The following is a 16,645-nucleotide window of genomic DNA, read 5'->3' as shown; positions in this document are numbered from 1 at the left end:
CCCTGCCGTTTACCGGCTAGGCAACTGGATGGGCGACTGCTGCGGCTGTGCTTCCATGGCACGCTGGGCGGCCTCTGCGGCATCGGCTTCAGCTTTGGCACGGGCATCCGCTTTGGCCTGCAGCTCCTCTAATTGGGCCGGGGTGATCTGCTCCAGGCGCAGCATCATGCGCTGGACCAGTTCGCGGCGCATTTCCGCACTGACCTGCTTGGACTCGGTATCCGAACCCGTCAAGTTGCTGCCGTCGTGGGCATAAGTGCGTTGAATGTCGAACGCATCGCTGAGCAGCACGCGGTCTTGGTCACCACGGATCTCATAGGTCAGTTCGGTGCTCAGCTCGTACTCGGCAATGCGGCTCGAGCCGGTGGAACTGGCCGTGCGTTGGCTGCTGACCTCACGGGTGAGCACCAGTTTGTAAGGCGCGCCCTGGTAAACCCGGACATCACTGTTGGTCAGCGCCTTGCGCAGTTGCTTGACGGTGTCGCCGTAGGCATCCCGCGCACTGACGTCCAACTCGGTGATGCTCATTTGATTGGTGCCGGTACCGCGCAGCTGAAAACCGCAGGCGCTCAGCAGAACGGCCAGCCCCATAACCAGCAGATTGCGTTTGATCATCTTGTTGCTCCCTAGAAACCTTCTGGGCCAATGTTCTGGAACGGAGCCCGGCAACCGGCCGGGCAGGCTACCGCTCGATCAGCTGGCGACGATATTGACCAATTTGCCCGGCACGACGATAACCTTACGGATCGTCAGGCCCTCGGTGAAACGCAGCACGTTTTCATTGAGCCGTGCGACGGCTTCGATTTCTTCGCGGCTGGCGCTGGCAGGCATGTCGATTTGCCCACGCAGCTTGCCATTGACCTGAATCACCAGTTGAAGGCTGTCCTGTACCAGCGCGCTGTCGTCCACTGCCGGCCACGACGCATCAATGACCGGCGTGTCGTGGCCCAGCTGCTGCCACAGCTCATGGCTGATATGCGGGGTGATCGGGGCCAGCAACAAGGTGACGGTTTCCAAGCCTTCATGCAGTAATGCGCGGTCTTGTGGCGTCGCTTGGGGGGCTTTTTCCAGTACGTTCATCAACGTCATCACTTGGGCGATGGCGGTGTTGAATTTGTGGTGCTGGCCCACATCCTGGCTGGCCTGGCGGATAGCCAAGTGGATAGCGCGACGGATGGTTTTCTGTGCGTCGTCTAGCGCGGCGACCTCCAGCGGGCCGGCGTCGCCCGAGGCCACGTGGGCTTGGGCCAGGCGCCAAACGCGCTTGAGGAACCGATGCGAGCCTTCAACGCCGGAGTCTGACCATTCCAGGCTCATGTCCGGCGGAGAAGCGAACATCATGAACAAGCGGCAGGTGTCAGCGCCGTATTGGTCGATCATGGACTGCGGGTCGACCCCGTTGTTCTTTGACTTGGCCATTTTTTCGGTGCCACCGATTTCCACCGGCAGGCCGTCGCTGGTCAGTGTGGCGCCAATGATCTTGGCCTTGCTGTCGCGTACCAGTTCTACATCCGCAGGGTTGAACCAGGTCTTGCTGCCATTGGCTTCAAGGCGGTAGTAGGTTTCGGCGATGACCATGCCCTGGGTGAGCAGGTTCTTGAACGGCTCATTGGAGCTGACCAAACCTTCGTCACGCATCAATTTATGGAAGAAGCGGGCATACAGCAGGTGCAGGATGGCGTGCTCGATACCGCCGATGTATTGGTCCACCGGCAGCCAATGGTTGGCCGCCGCTGGGTCGACCATGCCGCCTTCATAGTGAGGCGAGGCATAGCGGGCGAAATACCAGGACGACTCGACGAAGGTGTCCATGGTGTCGGTTTCCCGCTTCGCAGGCTGCCCGCAGGTGGGGCACTGGCACTCGTAGAACGCTGGCATGCGCGCCAACGGCGAGCCGGCGCCGTCGGGCACGACATCTTCCGGCAGCACGACCGGGAGCTGGTCTTCGGGCACGGGCACATCGCCACAGGCGTCACAGTGCACGATCGGGATCGGGCAGCCCCAATAACGCTGGCGGCTGATACCCCAGTCGCGCAGGCGGAACTGGGTGCGGGACTGACCGAGGTTTTTCTTCAGCAGGGCAGCTTCGATGGCGTCGAAGCCAGCCTGGAAGTCCAGGCCGTCGAACTCGCCCGAGTTGATCAGAGTACCGTGTTCGTTATAAGCGGCCTGCCACGGGGCTGGGGTCGTATCCCCCGCGCTGGTGCGCACCACCGCTTTGATCGGCAGGTCGTATTTGCTGGCGAACTCGAAATCCCGCTCGTCATGGGCGGGCACTGCCATGACAGCGCCGTCGCCATAGTGCATCAATACATAATTGGCGACCCACACTGGCAGTGTTTCGCCGGTCAGCGGGTGCTCGACGAACAGGCCGGTCGGCAGGCCTTTCTTTTCCTGGGTCGCGACATCGGCTTCAGCGACGCTGCCGCTTTTGCATTCGTGGATGAACGCTTGCAATTCAGGGTTGTTCTGCGCCGCCAGGGTGGCCAGCGGATGCTCGGCGGCGACTGCGACATAGGTCGCGCCCATCAGGGTGTCTGGGCGGGTGGTGAAGACCTTCAACGCCCCAGCTTCGCCAATCGAAGCCTGGTGGTAGGGGAACTGCACCTCCATGCCACGGGACTTACCGATCCAGTTGCGCTGCATGGTCTTGACCTGTTCAGGCCAGCCTGGCAACTCGTCGAGGCTCTCCAGCAGCTCATCGGCGTAGGCCGTGATCTTGAAGTAGTACATCGGGATTTCGCGTTTTTCGATCAGCGCGCCGGAGCGCCAGCCGCGGCCGTCGATGACCTGCTCGTTAGCCAGGACTGTCTGGTCGATCGGGTCCCAGTTGACTGTGCCGTTTTTACGGTAGATCACCCCTTTTTCGAACAGGCGGGTGAACAGCCATTGTTCCCAACGGTAGTAATCCGGCTTGCAGGTGGTGACTTCCCGTGACCAATCGATGGCCAGGCCCAGGCTCTTGAGCTGGGTCTTCATGTAGGCGATGTTTTCGTACGTCCACTTGGCCGGTGCGACGTTGTTTTTCATCGCGGCGTTTTCCGCCGGCATGCCGAAGGCGTCCCAACCCATCGGTTGCAAGACGTTTTTGCCTTGCATGCGCTGGTAGCGGGCGATCACGTCGCCGATGGTGTAGTTGCGCACGTGCCCCATGTGCAGCTTGCCGCTGGGGTAGGGGAACATCGACAGGCAGTAGTACGTATCTTTGCCGGGTTGTTCACTGACTTCAAAGGACTTTTGCTCGTCCCAGAAGGATTGGGCGGCGGCTTCTATTTCACGGGGCGTATAGAGTTCGTGCATGGCTACTTTGCGCTAGGAAGTGGGGTGACCTTGTTCAGGCTACAGCTTTGGGCCTGGCGACAACGTGTCAATATCATAAACGCCGTAGCATACATGACCCCCCTTGGCAGAGGGAAACCTTGATTGCACCGGCTTGGCCGTTGGTCGCAGTTTCGGGTTGATTTTGCGGTTGCCGCTAAGCTGATGACTGGGGAGTCTGTTTTATCTTCCAACGAGGTGAGCGGATGCTAGAGTCGCAGCTTGAAGCAATGAATCCGGAGTTGTATGAGCGCTTGATCGACCGGCTGGGGTTGGCCCTGGATGTCGCCAGGACCGCTTCGCGCTTGCGCGATGAAGCCCCTGTGGAGTTGGAATTGCGGGGGCTCAGTAGCGCCGAGTATGCGCTGATCAACGCCTATTTGGCGTCTTTCCCACTGCCCGCGGTAGTGGCCGACGTGCCAGGCCCACGCCACGCCGACAACGTCATCTGGATCAAGGACCAGGGCGAACGCAAGGGCGCGCGCAAATCGGGCCCGGTGTTCTACCAGCAGCCACTGCGCTGAATGGGGTTAGCGCAGTGCCAGGGGCGCTTGCCGTATTGCCGGCAGGCGCCTTTTCTCTATAGGCTGCGGGCTCCCTGCGGAGATGCCCGATGAGCTTTCGTTACATAATCAAGCAATGCCTGCTGCCCCCTGGCCTGTTTTTTCTCTTATTGCTTGCCGCCTGGTGGTTACGCCGCTCGCGACCACGGCTGGCCACCCTGTGCTTTACCCTAGGCTTAGGCGGTTTATGGATGATGAGCTTGCCGGCGGTGGTGGAGTTTGCCGCGCGGCAACTGGAAACGGAGCCGGCTCTGAACATGGCCCGCTGGCCGACGCTCGCCGAACAGGCTCAAGTGATTGTCATCATCGGCGCAGGCCGCGAGCGTGCGGACCCCGCCTGGGGCGGCAGCGATCAGTCCACTGGCCTGGCGCTGGAGCGGGTGCGCTATGGGGCGCGCTTGGCCAAAGCATCTGGCCTGCCAGTGATGACCTCCGGTGGCTTGCATTACGGCGCACCGCCCAGTGAGGCGGCGATCATGGCGGCGTCCTTGCAAGATGATTTTGGCGTCACTGCCCGTTGGCAAGAAGGCCTTAGCCGCACCACCTGGGAAAACGCGCAGTTCAGTGCGCAATTATTAAAGGCGCAGGGCGTAGAGCGGGTGGTCTTGGTGACCCAGGCGTGGCACATGCAGCGCGCACGCTGGAGTTTCGAGCAGGCGGGGCTGACCGTGGTCAGCGCGCCAGTAGGTTTTCGTAGCACCGACGGTGGTCAACCGCTGGGTGGGTGGCTCCCCGAGAGTCGGGCGTTCGAGCGCAATGGGCAGTTGCTCAACGAAGCCGTGGGTTTGATCGGTTACAAGCTTTTCTATCGCTAGGTTCGAGGGGCCGTGCCCCTCGAACGGCGTTACACCGTCTTAGCGATCCGGCTGGCCAGCAGTGCCCAGCCGAACACCAGCGCGCACAGAATGATCAGCGGCCACGAGCGCCATTGCAGGTAGGGTGTCAGCCCCTGCATGGGCACCACTTCACCGTACAGAATGCCGCGCTCGAACTGGGGAATCCGCGCCGTGATCTGGCCCTGGGGGTCGATCAGCCCCGTGACGCCGTTGTTGGTGGCGCGAATCATCCAGCGCCCGGCCTCTAACGCGCGCATCTGGGCCATTTGCAAGTGTTGCAGGGGGCCGATGGAGGTGCCGAACCAGGTGTCGTTACTGATGGTCAGCAGCAGGTCGCTTTGCGCAGCCAACCCCGCTGCAAACTCCGGATACACCACCTCATAGCAGATATAGGGGGCAATCTGATAGCCCTTGGCTTGCAGCAGTGCCTGGTCGGCGGGGCCGCGAGCGAAGTCGGACATTGGCAGGTCGAAGAACGCGATCAGCCCGCGCAGTACATCTTGCAAAGGCACGTACTCGCCAAATGGCACCAGCTTTTGTTTCAAGTAAATACCGTCGCCTTCGCCGGTGACGGTAATGCCGTTGTAATAGCGTTTCTCACCGCGTACCAACTGGCGAATCGGCACGCCGGTGATCAGCGCTGATTGCCGATCTGCCGCAAAGCGACCCATGACGTCTAGGTAGCCTTTGGCCGAATCCAGCAGCACCGGCACGGCCGTTTCAGGCCAGACGATCAGGTCGGTGCGTTTGGCGGTAAAGCTCATGTCGCGGTACAAGGCTAACTGATCGTTCAGTTTGGCCGGGTCCCATTTCATGCTTTGTTCGATATTGCCTTGCAGGGCGGCGACGCTAAGGGGTTCCCCAGCTGGTTGAGTCCAGGCATGGCCCTTGAGGGCCAGGCTGACCACCCAGGGCGCGGCCAACAGCAGCGCGCCCAAGCCGAGAAACAGGGGCCGCTGCCGCAAGCGATGGAGGTTGCAGGCCAGAGCGGCCGTCAATGCCAAGGCGAACGACACCAGCCACACCCCGCCCAGGGGTGCCAGGCCCGCCAGTGGCCCGTTGAGCTGGCTATAGCCGGAATACAGCCACGGGAAACCGGTCAGGAACCAACCGCGGAAAGCCTCTTGAGCGACCCACAATGCGGCAAAGCCAAGGGCATCGGCCAGCGGCGCTTCATTGCGGCGCAGCCAGCGTGCCCATAGCCAAGCGGGCAAAGCGAAAAACCAGGCGATGGCCGCAATAAACGCCAGCATCAACAGCCCTGCAAGCAAGACTGAAGCGCCACCGTAAGTATGAATGCTGACGTAGATCCAGCTGGTGCCTGCCCCGAACAAGCCAAAGCCGAAGCACCAGCCCCGCAGCAGGGCTTGGCGTGGGCTGAGCTCGCGCAACCCCAGATAGGCGATCGCCAACGCTAATAAGGCGATGGGCCAGATATCGAAAGGCGCCAGCGCAAGCGTGGTGAGGCCACCGGCCACCACGGCTAGCAGGTTGCCGGGCCAGCCGGGGCGGGTGATCCAGTGCATCATGATCCTTAGCGTGGAGCCTTAGCGGGAGATGGGGGTCAGGCGCAGCAAGTGTATCCGGCGGCTGTCGGCGTTGAGAATGCGGAAGCGGTAAGCGCCTATTTCCGTAGTCTCGTTGCGCTTGGGCAGGTGCCCGAATGCACTCATGACCAGGCCGCCCACGGTGTCGAATTCGTCATCGGAAAATTCGCTGTCGAAGAACTCGTTGAAGTTCTCGATCGGGGTCAGTGCCTTGATCAGGAAGTCGCCGCTGGGCAACGGCTTGATGTAGCTGTCCTCTTCGACGTCGTGTTCGTCTTCGATGTCGCCGACGATTTGCTCCAGAACATCTTCGATGGTGACCAGGCCAGCCACGCCGCCGTATTCGTCGATGACGATGGCCATATGGTTGTGATTGGCGCGAAACTCGCGCAGCAGCACGTTCAGGCGCTTGGATTCAGGCACGAACGTGGCCGGACGCAGCAAGTCGCGCAGGTTGAAGCTGTCGTCGCAGTCTTTGAGGATCCACGGGAGCAGGTCTTTGGCCAGTAGCACGCCGATGATGTCGTCGTGGCTCTCGCCCACCACCGGGAAGCGCGAGTGCGCGGCGTCGATCACGGCGGGGAGGAATTCGCGAGGGGTTTGGCTCGACTTGATGCTGATGACCTGGGAGCGGGGCACCATGATGTCACGCACTTGCAGGTCGGCGACCTGAATCGCGCCTTCAACGATGGTCAGGGCTTCGCTGTCCAGCAGTTTGTTCTGGTGGGCTTCGCGTAGCAGCTCCAGGAGTTCCTGGCGGTTCTTCGGCTCATGGGCAAAAGCTTGGGTGAGCTTACCCAGCCAGGACTTTTGCCCGTTGCTCGATCGGTCTTCGCTCATGGCGCTTACTCGTGGTCCTTGCAAATATCTTTGATGGGAGTGTCGACGTCATCGTCGGCATAAGGGTCCGGATAGCCCAATTCAGCAAGCAACTCTCGTTCCAGTGCTTCCATTTCATCGGCTTCTTCATCGTCGATGTGGTCGTAACCAAGCAGATGCAGACAGCCGTGAATCACCAAGTGCGCCCAGTGCGCTTCCAGTGCCTTGCCTTGCTCGAGCGCTTCGCGCGCGACCACCTGGCTGCAGATCACCAGGTCGCCCAGTAGCGGAATGTCGAGCATGTCGTCTGGCACGTCGGCCGGAAAAGACAACACGTTGGTGGCGTAGTCCTTGTGACGATAGGTGTGATTCAGTTCGCGCGCTTCAGTTTCATCCACTAAGCGGATAGTCATTTCCGAATCAGCTGCGCGCTGGCGCAGGGCCAGCTCGCACCAGCGGCGAAAGGCCTCATCGCTAGGCCCCTGCGCTTGGCTGGCCCGTTGCAGGTCGAGTTCAAGCATTGCCGGGCTTGTCCTCGGGGCGATTCTCGAAACGCTCGTAGGCTTCTACGATGCGCTGCACCAAGGGGTGGCGGACCACGTCTTTGGGCTTGAAGTGGGTGAAGCTGATACCCGGTACGTCTTTGAGCACTTCGGTGACGTGGGCCAGGCCGGACTTGGTGCCCTTGGGCAGGTCGACCTGGGTGATGTCCCCGGTGATCACGGCCGTGGAGCCAAAACCGATACGGGTCAGGAACATTTTCATCTGCTCGACTGTGGTGTTCTGGCTCTCGTCGAGAATGATGAAGCTGTTGTTCAGCGTGCGCCCACGCATATAGGCCAGTGGAGCGATTTCGATCACTTGGCGTTCGATCAGCTTGGCGACATGCTCGAAACCGAGCATTTCGTACAGCGCGTCATACAGCGGGCGCAAGTACGGGTCGATTTTCTGGGCCAGATCGCCTGGTAGGAAACCCAGTTTTTCGCCCGCTTCGACGGCCGGACGCACCAGCAAAATGCGCCGTACCTGTTCACGCTCCAGCGCATCGACTGCACAAGCCACGGCCAGGTACGTTTTGCCTGTACCGGCTGGGCCGATGCCGAAGTTGATGTCGTTGCCGAGGATTTCCTTGACGTACCGCTGCTGGTTCAGCCCGCGCGGCTTGATCATGCCTTTGCGCGTGCGCAGGGCCACGGGGACCTCGCCAGCGGCGGGGTTGTCCAGTTCTTCGATGGCTGACTCTTGGAGAAACAGATGCACGGTGTCTGGCGACAACTCGCTGCCCTTGGTTTCCCGGTAGAGCCGGCGCAGTAGGTTTTCAGCGGACTGGGTGTGTTGAGGGTCGCCAAGCAGTTCGAACTGATTACCGCGGTTGCGGATCTCGATTTCCAGGCGTTGCTCGATCAAGCGCAGATGCTCGTCGAACTGCCCGCACAGGTTGGCGAAGCGGCGAGCTTCGAAGGGCTCGAGGGTGAAGCGATGGGGTTCTATGGTTGCGTTCAAGGTCGTTTATGGCCGCCCGACGGCAATTGAGTTGGACCCAAGGATAACCCCGGCGAGGCGGGGGCGAAAGGGCCCAGCAAGTGAATGATGGGCAAACGGTCTTACAAGAGTTGACCACGCAGAGAGTGGGGCCGCGCTTCGGCGATATGGATGTCGACGAACTGGCCGATCAGGCGCGGGTCGTCACAGCTGAAGTTGACGATGCGGTTGTTTTCGGTGCGCCCCTGCAACTGGCCCGGATCTTTACGGGAGTAGTCGGTGACCAAAATGCGCTGGGTCGTGCCGACCATTTGCCGACTGATTTCAAAGCCCTGTTGGTTCAATTGGTGCTGAAGGCGCTCCAGGCGTTGTTTTTTCAGGGCCTCTGGGGTTTCGTCGAGCAAGTCGGCCGCCGGCGTGCCGGGGCGCTGGCTATAGACGAACGAATAGGAAAAATCGAAACCGACGTCGGTGACCAGTTTCATCGTTTGTTCGAAGTCTTTCTCGGTTTCCCCTGGGAAGCCCACGATGAAGTCGGAGCTGATGCAGATGCCTGGCACGGCCGCCCGCAGTTTGCGCAGCTTGGACTTATACTCGAGCACGGTATGGTTGCGCTTCATTGCCGCCAGCACGCGGTCAGAGCCCGACTGCACGGGTAAATGCAGGTGCTTGACCAGCTTGGGCACCTCGGCATGGGCGCGAATCAGGCTTTCGGAAAACTCCAGGGGGTGAGAAGTGGTGTAGCGAATTCGTTCGATGCCATCGACCTCGGCGACCACGTGGATCAGCTCGGCCAGGTCGGCCAGGCGGTCATCGTGGGTGCGGCCCCGATAGCCATTGACGTTCTGCCCCAGCAGGGTGACTTCGCGCACACCGTTTTCGGCCAGGTGGATGATTTCTGCCAGCACGTCATCGAACGGACGGCTGACTTCTTCGCCGCGGGTATAGGGCACCACACAAAAAGTGCAGTATTTGCTGCAGCCTTCCATGATCGATACATAAGCGGTGGGCCCGTCGATGCGAGGCTCTGGCAGGTGGTCGAATTTTTCGATCTCGGGAAATGAGATATCGACCTGGGGCAGGCGCGTGGTGCGTGCGGCGTCGATCATTTCTGGCAGGCGGTGCAGGGTTTGCGGGCCGAATACCACGTCGACGTAGGGCGCGCGCAGGCGAATCGCTTCACCTTCCTGGCTCGCCACGCAACCGCCCACGGCGATGACCAGTTCGGGCTTATCGAGCTTCAGTTCGCGCCAGCGGCCAAGCTGAGAGTACACGCGGTCCTGCGCTCGCTCACGGATCGAGCAGGTATTGAGCAGGATGACGTCGGCGTCTTCGGCGCGCGCCGTGACTTCCAGGGCTTGATGTTCACCCAGCAGGTCGACCATGCGCGAGCTGTCGTACTCGTTCATCTGGCAACCGTGGGTTTCGATGTAAAGCTTCTTGGCCATGGGTTTCATCAAGTGATTCGCAGAACCGAGCATTATAAGGGCGCAGACGTCATGTTCCTAGCATTGCCTGTCGGGTGGCTATGCTATAGTTTGCGCCCTTTCTCACACACCCCTCAGTGTTGCCCGCCTAAGATGACCAAACGCGAAGCCCCAATCTACAAAGTGATTTTCCTCAATCAAGGCCAGGTATTCGAAATGTATGCCAAGCAGATCTACCAAAGCGATCTGTGGGGCTTTCTAGAGGTCGAAGAGTTCGTGTTCGGCGAGCGCACCCAAGTGGTGGTCGACCCTAGCGAAGAAAAACTCAAGGCTCAGTTCGAGGGGGTAGTGCGCAGTTTCGTGCCGATGCATTCGATCGTGCGCATCGATGAAGTCGAACGCCTGGGCACGCCGAAGATTAGTGAGGCCAAGGGCATGAGCAACGTCATGCCGTTCCCCATGCCGATGCCTGACAAGTAACCCTTACGGCAGGGGCGAGAAAGGTGAGCGGCCGTCGGCCGTTTGCAACTCCAGCAGGTACTTGCGAAAGATCTGGCCCAACACTTGGGTGGCCACTTCCAGTTCATCCCGGCGCATCTGCGCGGAGACCTGGTCGGCGGTGTCCAGAGCATCTTCGGCGCCATTGACCGCGGCCATCTTCAAGACCACATAGGCCTGCACATTATTGGCCGGTACCCCTTCGCCTTTAAAGAACATCATGCCTAAGTGGTATTGCGCGTCGGCGTGCCCTTGCAGTGAGGCCTGCTCGAAGTAGTCCAGGGCTTTGTCGAGTTCGCGCGGCGTATTTTTGCCTTCGTAATAAAACTGGCCGAGTTCGTACTGCGCCTGGGCGTCACCCGATTGGGCCGCCTGTTGGCAGTTCGAGAGGGCTTGGGGCAGGTTCTCTGGCTGAGTATTCAGGGTGCAGCGACCCGCAGCTGGAATCAGCAACGAGTTACCGCCTGCCGTTGCCAGCAGCGGCTGAAGGAGCAACAGGCAGCCCAGGGCAAGGGCGCAGCCGGTGCGGTTCATGGAAATCGACTTACCTCAGCAGAAGGCGGGCGAACCCGGCCTGAAAAACGGACTAGAACGGCATTATGAAATAAGCAGGGCCTACCTTACAAAGTCTTTACTCGTTTTTCTGCTTAGAGGGGGCTTATTGTGTTTATAGCGAAGGCCAGCAGCAGACTACTGGCCTTGTCTATTTTCCAGTTAAAGCGCTGCGAAGGCTTTTTCGGCGGCATCCAGGGTGATCTTCAATTCAGCCTCGCCATGGGCGATTGAAGTGAAGCCCGCTTCGAATGCACTGGGCGCCAGGTACACGCCGCCGTCGAGCATCAGGTGGAAGAAGCGCTTGAAGCGTTGCGCATCGCTACTCATGACATCTTCGAACGTGACGATCTCGTCAGCGCCGCTGAAGTACAGGCCGAACATGCCCCCGGCCTGGGTGGTCACGAATGGGATCTTGGCCGCATCAGCCCGTTGTTGCAGGCCATCGAGCAGGCGGGCGGTGTAGTCGCTGAGTTCGGCATGGAAGCCCGGGCGGCTGATCAGCTTCAGGGTGGTCAGCCCGGCGGCCATGGCCAATGGGTTGCCTGACAGGGTACCGGCCTGGTAAACCGGGCCAAGCGGAGCAATGTGCGACATGATTTCGCGCTTGCCGCCAAAGCAGCCTACCGGCATGCCGCCACCAATGATTTTGCCGAACGTACTCAGGTCCGGGGTCACCCCGTAGTGGGCCTGGGCGCCACCCAAGGCGACGCGAAAGCCGGTCATCACTTCGTCGAAAATCAGTACCACGCCGTGCTTATCGCAAACACTGCGCAGGCCTTCGAGAAAGCCGGGCGCCGGTGGTACGCAGTTCATATTGCCCGCTACCGGCTCGACGATGATGCAGGCCACTTCGCTGCCGACCTCGGCGAGTGTCTGCTCGACGGCCGCCAGGTCGTTGAACGGCAGGGTCAGGGTATGTTTGGCGAAGGCGGCAGGCACACCGGGGGAGCTGGGCACCCCAAGGGTCAGCGCGCCGGAACCTGCCTTGACCAGCAGGCTGTCCGAGTGGCCGTGGTAGCAGCCTTCGAACTTGATAATGCTATCGCGGCCGGTAAAACCGCGTGCCAGGCGGATCGCGCTCATGGTGGCTTCGGTGCCGGAGCTGACCATGCGCACCATTTCCATGGAGGGCACGATCGCGCATACCAGGTCGGCCATGTCTGTTTCCATGGCGGTGGGGGCACCGTAGGAGAGGCCATGTTCCAACTGCTGGCGCACCGCATCGATCACCTCGGGGTGGCTGTGCCCAAGAATCATTGGGCCCCACGAACCGACGTAATCGACATAGCGCTTGTCGTCTTCGTCGGTCACATAGGCGCCGGCCGCATGCTTGAAGAACAACGGCGTACCGCCAACGCTTTTAAAGGCGCGCACGGGTGAATTGACACCGCCAGGGATGTGTTTTTGAGCGAGGGCGAACAGGTCTTCGGAGCGGGACATAATGGACTCTCTGAAAATCAGGCGGATTCGAACAGCGCATTAAAAGCGCGGGCGCGGCGGGTCACTTCCTGCGGGGTGGGGGCACCGAACAGGCCATGGACCACTGCCAGCAAATTGGCCCCGTGGCTCACCAGTGGCTCGGCGTTCTCCAGGGTGATGCCGCCAATCACCGCAATAGGCAGCTTGAGCTGAGCGCGAGCTTCGCTGAGCAGCTCCAGGCCCGCGGCGGGGGCGCCGGGTTTGGTCGTGGAATTGAAGAAGCGGCCGAAAGCGACATAACTGGCGCCTTCTTTGGCCGCCTGTTGGGCCAGGTCGAGCCGAGCATGGCAGGTGGCGCCAATAATGGCTTGGCGCCCCAGCAACGTGCGGGCCGGTGTCAGCGGGCCATCGCCCTGACCCAAGTGCACGCCGACGCCAAGGCGCGCGGCCAGTTCTGCATCGTCATTGATGATCAGGCGGGTCTGATAGCGCTGGCAAAGCTTGAGCAGGGTGTCGGCCTCGCGCAAGCGGCGCGCTTGGTCGTCGCTCTTGTCGCGGTATTGCAGCAAGGTGACGCCGCCGTCGAGGGCGGCTTGGACATAAGCGAGGAATTTACCGGCAAGCAACTGGCTGTCGGTAATGGCATATAAGCCACGTAGTTTCATAGGGAAGCCCTCCGGCGTGGCGTTACGAGCAGAAATCCAGCGGCAGGCGGCGGGGTACGTATTGCCCGCGGCCTAGCTGTTCGGCGTCACGCAGGGTTCGCCAGGTGTAGTCGAGGGCCGTACGTACGGCGCTGGTCAGGTGTTCGCCGTGGGCCAGGCGGCCAGCCAGGGCGCTGGCCAGGGTGCAACCCGAGCCATGGTAGCTGCCGGGCAGGCGTTGGCAGGTGTAGGTTTGCTGGCTGCCATCGCGCCGGTACAGGCGGTTATGCACTTGCTGCTCTTCGCCATGGCCGCCTGTGATCAACAGGTTCGCGCAATAGGGCAAGAGTTTGGCGGCGCATTCGTCGGCTGTGCCATCGGGCAGCTCGGCCAAAATGCGCGCTTCCGGCAAATTCGGCGTAGCGATGGTCGCGAGCGGCAGCAGCCGTTCGCGCATGGCATAGCCGACGTCGTCGCGGCCCAGGCTGCCCCCGCCCCCAGCGCGTAATACCGGGTCGCAGACCAGCGGCAAATGAGGGTGGGCCTGAAGCAGCTCGACCACCGTGTCGACCATTTCGGTGGAGCCCAACATGCCCAGCTTCACCGCTGCCACAGTTGAGTCGGCCAGTACTGCGTTGGCTTGGGCGAGAATCCACTCGCGGTCAAGCACTCGGAAGGCACTGACGTTCACCGTGTCTTGTACGGTCAAGGCGGTGATGGTCGGCGCGGCATGGCAGCCCTGCGCGAGGAGGGCTTCGATGTCTGCCTGTAAGCCCGCGCCGCCACTGGGGTCGTGGCCGGAAAGGCAAAGGACAACGGGTCGCGAGCTATAGATATTCATGGAGCGCGAGTTTATCACGGGTCTTGGGGATTGTTCCCGTGGAAACCGCAAGGGGGCACCAGAACCTTGCCCTAGTTCGCCACAGGCCATAGCCCGGAACGCTTTCAGGGGCGATGGAGCATTTGTGCCATTACGGGGAACGGCTTCCTGTTAGCTATGCTAAAGTGGAAAAACACTGATATCCAGATGCTGCGGACCATCGTCTCAAAGGGAAAGGGGGCTTCCCGATGTGTCTGTTCAGGCTTTGTTGGGGCTGTATGCGCTATTTGCTGATTCTTCTATTAGGCTGGCTACCACTGCTGGCTGGCGCGATCGATTTCGACGACTCCACCCGAAACCTCCCCCTTGGCCGAGTCATGCAGGTCTTTGAGGACACCCAGGGCAACGCCACCATTGACCAAGTGACTGGCGGCGCGCTGGCGGATTATTTTCAGCCGAACCGCAAAGACGTGCTCAACGCGGGCTATTCCACCTCGGCGTTTTGGTTGAAGGTCGACCTGCGCTATGTCCCGCGCGGCTTCAGTGCACCACGTAACTGGTTGCTGGAGCTGGCCTATCCGCCCATGGATGACGTCGAACTGTACCTGCCCGACGCACAAGGCCGTTGGGCCCTGGCGCAGAAAACTGGCGACGCCTTGCCCTATTCCAGCCGGCAGATCGCGCAGAACAACTACGTATTCGAGATTCCGCTGCCGCCGGGCGAGCCACGTACGGTCTACTTGCGCCTGCAAAGTGAAGGTTCGATCCAGGCACCTCTGACTCTGTGGTCTAGCACGGCGTACCTGGAGGCCCAACCTGCGCGTCTTTATGTATTGGGCCTGATCTACGGCGTACTCTTGGGGATGCTGGTGTACAACACCTTCATCTACCTGAGCGTGCGTGACACCAGCTACCTGTACTACATCTTGTATATCGCCTCGTTCGGCCTTTATCAGGTCTCGGTGAACGGCGCTGGCGTGGAGTTTTTCTGGCCCGACAACCCTTGGTGGGCCAACGCGGCCACGCCGTTCCTGATTGGCGCGGCGGCGTTCTTTGGCTGTCAATTTTCCCGCAGCTTCCTCCAGACCGCCCAGCACAGCCGCTCGATGGACCGCCTGTTGATGGCGCTGATGGCCTGTGGCGTGGCGGTCATGGTGCTCGCGCTGACCAGCAGCTATGGCCTGGCGCTGCGCCTGGCCACGGCCCTGGCCCTGGCGTTCACCGTGGTGATCTTCAGCGCTGGCATCATGGCTTGGTGGCGCGGGTTGCGCCTGGCACGCTACTTCATCATCGCCTGGTCGGCGTTTCTCATCGGCGGCATCGTCAATACCCTGATGGTGCTCGGTTACCTGCCCAATGTGTTTATCACCATGTACGCCAGCCAGTTGGGCTCGGCGCTGGAAGTGGGGCTGCTGTCGCTGGCCCTGGCCGACCGCATCAATACCATGCGCGAGCAACAGGCGCGGACCCTGCTGGAGGCTGGGCAAAAGCTGGAAGTGCTCAACCAGCAGCTAGCCAGTAGCAACCGCTTGAAAGACGAGTTCCTGGCCACCGTGACCCACGAATTGCGTACGCCTATGAACGGTGTGATCGGCTCGCTGGAGCTCATGCAGACCGTGCCGATGGAAGCCGAACTGGCGCAATACCAGCAGACCGCATCAGGCTCCGCGCGGGACATGATGCGCATGGTCGATGACATTTTGGTCCTCACCGAGCTGCAGGCCGGCAAGCTTTACCCGCGTTACGAACCCTTCAGCCTGCAGGGCTTGCTCGACAGCATGCAGCTGCAATTCGCCGCCCAAGCGCGGGCCAAGGGCTTGGCCTTCAGCGTGCAGCGCGGTGCCGGGCTGCCGGAGAAGCTCCAGGGTGACGCCAAGAAGCTTGCCCTGTGCTTGGGCTGCTTGATCGATAACGGCATCAAATTCACCCGCCAGGGCGCGGTGACGGTCCAGGTCGACGGCCAGCCCGGCAGCGATGACAGCTTTGAGCTGCGCTTCACCGTGCGCGACAGCGGCATCGGCTTTGGCGGTTTGGACGAAGAAACCCTGTACCAGCGCTTTTATCAGGTCGACGGTTCGATGACCCGGGAGTACGGTGGCCTGGGCATCGGCCTGGCGATTTGCCGGCAGTTGGCTGAGTTGCTGGGGGGCGATCTGCGCCACCAGTCGGAGCCTGGACGGGGCAGCACCTTTGAGCTCAATGTGCGCCTCGGGGCCCTGGATACTCACCCCCTCAAAGGCTTCGCCGCAGGTGGCAAGACCTTCGGAACCCGTCGGGGTGCCCAGGACTGCACGGTGTTGCTGGTCGACGACAACTCCATCCATCAACTGGTGGTACGCGGCATGTTGCTCAAGCTGGGTTACCGCGTACGCACCACCGACGATGGCCTGGCCGCCCTTGACCTGATGCGCCGCGAGCGCTTCGACGCAGTGCTGCTCGACGGCCAGCTACCCTTGTCCGATGCCTTTGCCACCTGCCGCAACCTGCGCGAACTGCCCGGCTGCGTGCAGTTGCCGGTGTTGGTGGTGGTGAGCGCTCAATCAGTGTGTGAGCGCGAGCGCTGCCATAAAGCCGGGGCCACCAAATGCCTGGTGGGGCCGGTGCGTTTCGACGAGTTGCAAAACGTTCTGCATGGGATGCTGTTGGCCGAGGGTGAGAGCGTCTGAAGCGCGCTGCCAGGCAATTGCAAACGTGCCTTTGCTGGGCATTACAGGCAA

The 16,645-nt window shown here is 61.0% G+C and carries 15 protein-coding genes; 4 read left to right on the top strand and 11 right to left on the bottom strand.

All coding sequences use genetic code 11. The features are described from left to right. Positions 1–9: 9 nt before the first annotated feature. Both lptE and leuS read right to left on the bottom strand, forming a co-directional pair. A complete protein-coding gene (gene lptE, locus QCL65_RS22040; protein WP_407312583.1) occupies positions 10–615 on the bottom strand; it encodes an LPS assembly lipoprotein LptE in 606 nt (201 codons plus the stop codon). 78 nt (positions 616–693) lie between these two features. Further along, positions 694–3,300, bottom strand: a complete 2,607-nt coding sequence (leuS, locus tag QCL65_RS22035) for a leucine--tRNA ligase (protein ID WP_407312581.1) — start codon at positions 3,298–3,300, stop codon at positions 694–696. A 224-nt stretch (positions 3,301–3,524) separates the two neighbouring features. Here leuS and QCL65_RS22030 point away from each other — a divergent pair, with 224 nt between their 5' ends. Further along, on the top strand, positions 3,525–3,842 hold the full coding sequence (locus tag QCL65_RS22030; protein WP_407312579.1) for a hypothetical protein: 318 nt from the start codon (positions 3,525–3,527) through the stop codon (positions 3,840–3,842). Positions 3,843–3,931: 89 nt separating this feature from the next. Then, on the top strand, positions 3,932–4,696 hold the full coding sequence (locus tag QCL65_RS22025) for a YdcF family protein (RefSeq protein WP_407312577.1): 765 nt from the start codon (positions 3,932–3,934) through the stop codon (positions 4,694–4,696). A gap of 29 nt (positions 4,697–4,725) precedes the next feature. On the opposite strand, the gene lnt is transcribed toward QCL65_RS22025, so the two are convergent. The 5 genes from lnt to miaB all read right to left on the bottom strand — a co-directional run bounded on the left by lnt (position 4,726) and on the right by miaB (position 10,013). Then, positions 4,726–6,243: an apolipoprotein N-acyltransferase gene (lnt, locus tag QCL65_RS22020; protein WP_407312575.1), complete on the bottom strand. Its 1,518-nt coding sequence runs from the start codon at positions 6,241–6,243 to the stop codon at positions 4,726–4,728. Positions 6,244–6,264: 21 nt separating this feature from the next. Then, positions 6,265–7,104: an HlyC/CorC family transporter gene (locus tag QCL65_RS22015; RefSeq protein WP_407312573.1), complete on the bottom strand. Its 840-nt coding sequence runs from the start codon at positions 7,102–7,104 to the stop codon at positions 6,265–6,267. 5 nt (positions 7,105–7,109) lie between these two features. After that, positions 7,110–7,604 carry an rRNA maturation RNase YbeY gene (gene ybeY, locus QCL65_RS22010; protein ID WP_407312571.1) on the bottom strand — a complete coding sequence of 165 codons (495 nt, stop codon included), beginning with the start codon at positions 7,602–7,604 and terminating at the stop codon, positions 7,110–7,112. Further along, positions 7,597–8,586 carry a PhoH family protein gene (locus tag QCL65_RS22005; protein WP_407312569.1) on the bottom strand — a complete coding sequence of 330 codons (990 nt, stop codon included), beginning with the start codon at positions 8,584–8,586 and terminating at the stop codon, positions 7,597–7,599. The genes ybeY and QCL65_RS22005 overlap by 8 nt, the downstream gene beginning before the upstream one ends. Positions 8,587–8,687: 101 nt before the next feature. Then, on the bottom strand, positions 8,688–10,013 hold the full coding sequence (gene miaB / locus QCL65_RS22000) for a tRNA (N6-isopentenyl adenosine(37)-C2)-methylthiotransferase MiaB (RefSeq protein ID WP_407312567.1): 1,326 nt from the start codon (positions 10,011–10,013) through the stop codon (positions 8,688–8,690). A 132-nt stretch (positions 10,014–10,145) separates the two neighbouring features. On the opposite strand from miaB, the gene QCL65_RS21995 reads away from it, so the two are divergent. Further along, on the top strand, positions 10,146–10,472 hold the full coding sequence (locus QCL65_RS21995; RefSeq protein WP_407312565.1) for a DUF1820 family protein: 327 nt from the start codon (positions 10,146–10,148) through the stop codon (positions 10,470–10,472). A 3-nt stretch (positions 10,473–10,475) separates the two neighbouring features. On the opposite strand, the gene QCL65_RS21990 is transcribed toward QCL65_RS21995, so the two are convergent. From QCL65_RS21990 to QCL65_RS21975, 4 genes are all read right to left on the bottom strand, one after another. Continuing rightward, complete coding sequence (locus QCL65_RS21990) at positions 10,476–11,024, bottom strand: tetratricopeptide repeat protein (protein WP_407312563.1); 549 nt, start codon at positions 11,022–11,024, stop codon at positions 10,476–10,478. A gap of 180 nt (positions 11,025–11,204) precedes the next feature. After that, positions 11,205–12,485 carry a glutamate-1-semialdehyde 2,1-aminomutase gene (hemL, locus tag QCL65_RS21985; RefSeq protein ID WP_407312561.1) on the bottom strand — a complete coding sequence of 427 codons (1,281 nt, stop codon included), beginning with the start codon at positions 12,483–12,485 and terminating at the stop codon, positions 11,205–11,207. Positions 12,486–12,502: 17 nt separating this feature from the next. After that, entirely contained in the window at positions 12,503–13,129 is a 627-nt protein-coding gene (gene thiE / locus QCL65_RS21980) for a thiamine phosphate synthase (protein ID WP_407312559.1), read from the bottom strand. 22 nt (positions 13,130–13,151) lie between these two features. Continuing rightward, entirely contained in the window at positions 13,152–13,949 is a 798-nt protein-coding gene (locus QCL65_RS21975) for a hydroxymethylpyrimidine/phosphomethylpyrimidine kinase (protein WP_407312557.1), read from the bottom strand. 257 nt (positions 13,950–14,206) lie between these two features. Between QCL65_RS21975 and QCL65_RS21970 the strand changes: the two genes are divergently transcribed. Then, positions 14,207–16,594 (top strand): 7TM diverse intracellular signaling domain-containing protein, encoded by a 2,388-nt coding sequence (locus QCL65_RS21970; protein WP_407312555.1) that lies wholly within the window; start codon positions 14,207–14,209, stop codon positions 16,592–16,594. Positions 16,595–16,645: the final 51 nt, after the last annotated feature.

The sequence above is a fragment of the Pseudomonas sp. nanlin1 genome (genome assembly GCF_045571515.1).
In the GTDB taxonomy this organism is placed as follows: Bacteria; Pseudomonadota; Gammaproteobacteria; order Pseudomonadales; family Pseudomonadaceae; genus Aquipseudomonas.
The sequence above is the reverse complement of the archived record's forward strand: the minus strand, read 5'-3'. Positions and strand labels throughout refer to the sequence as shown.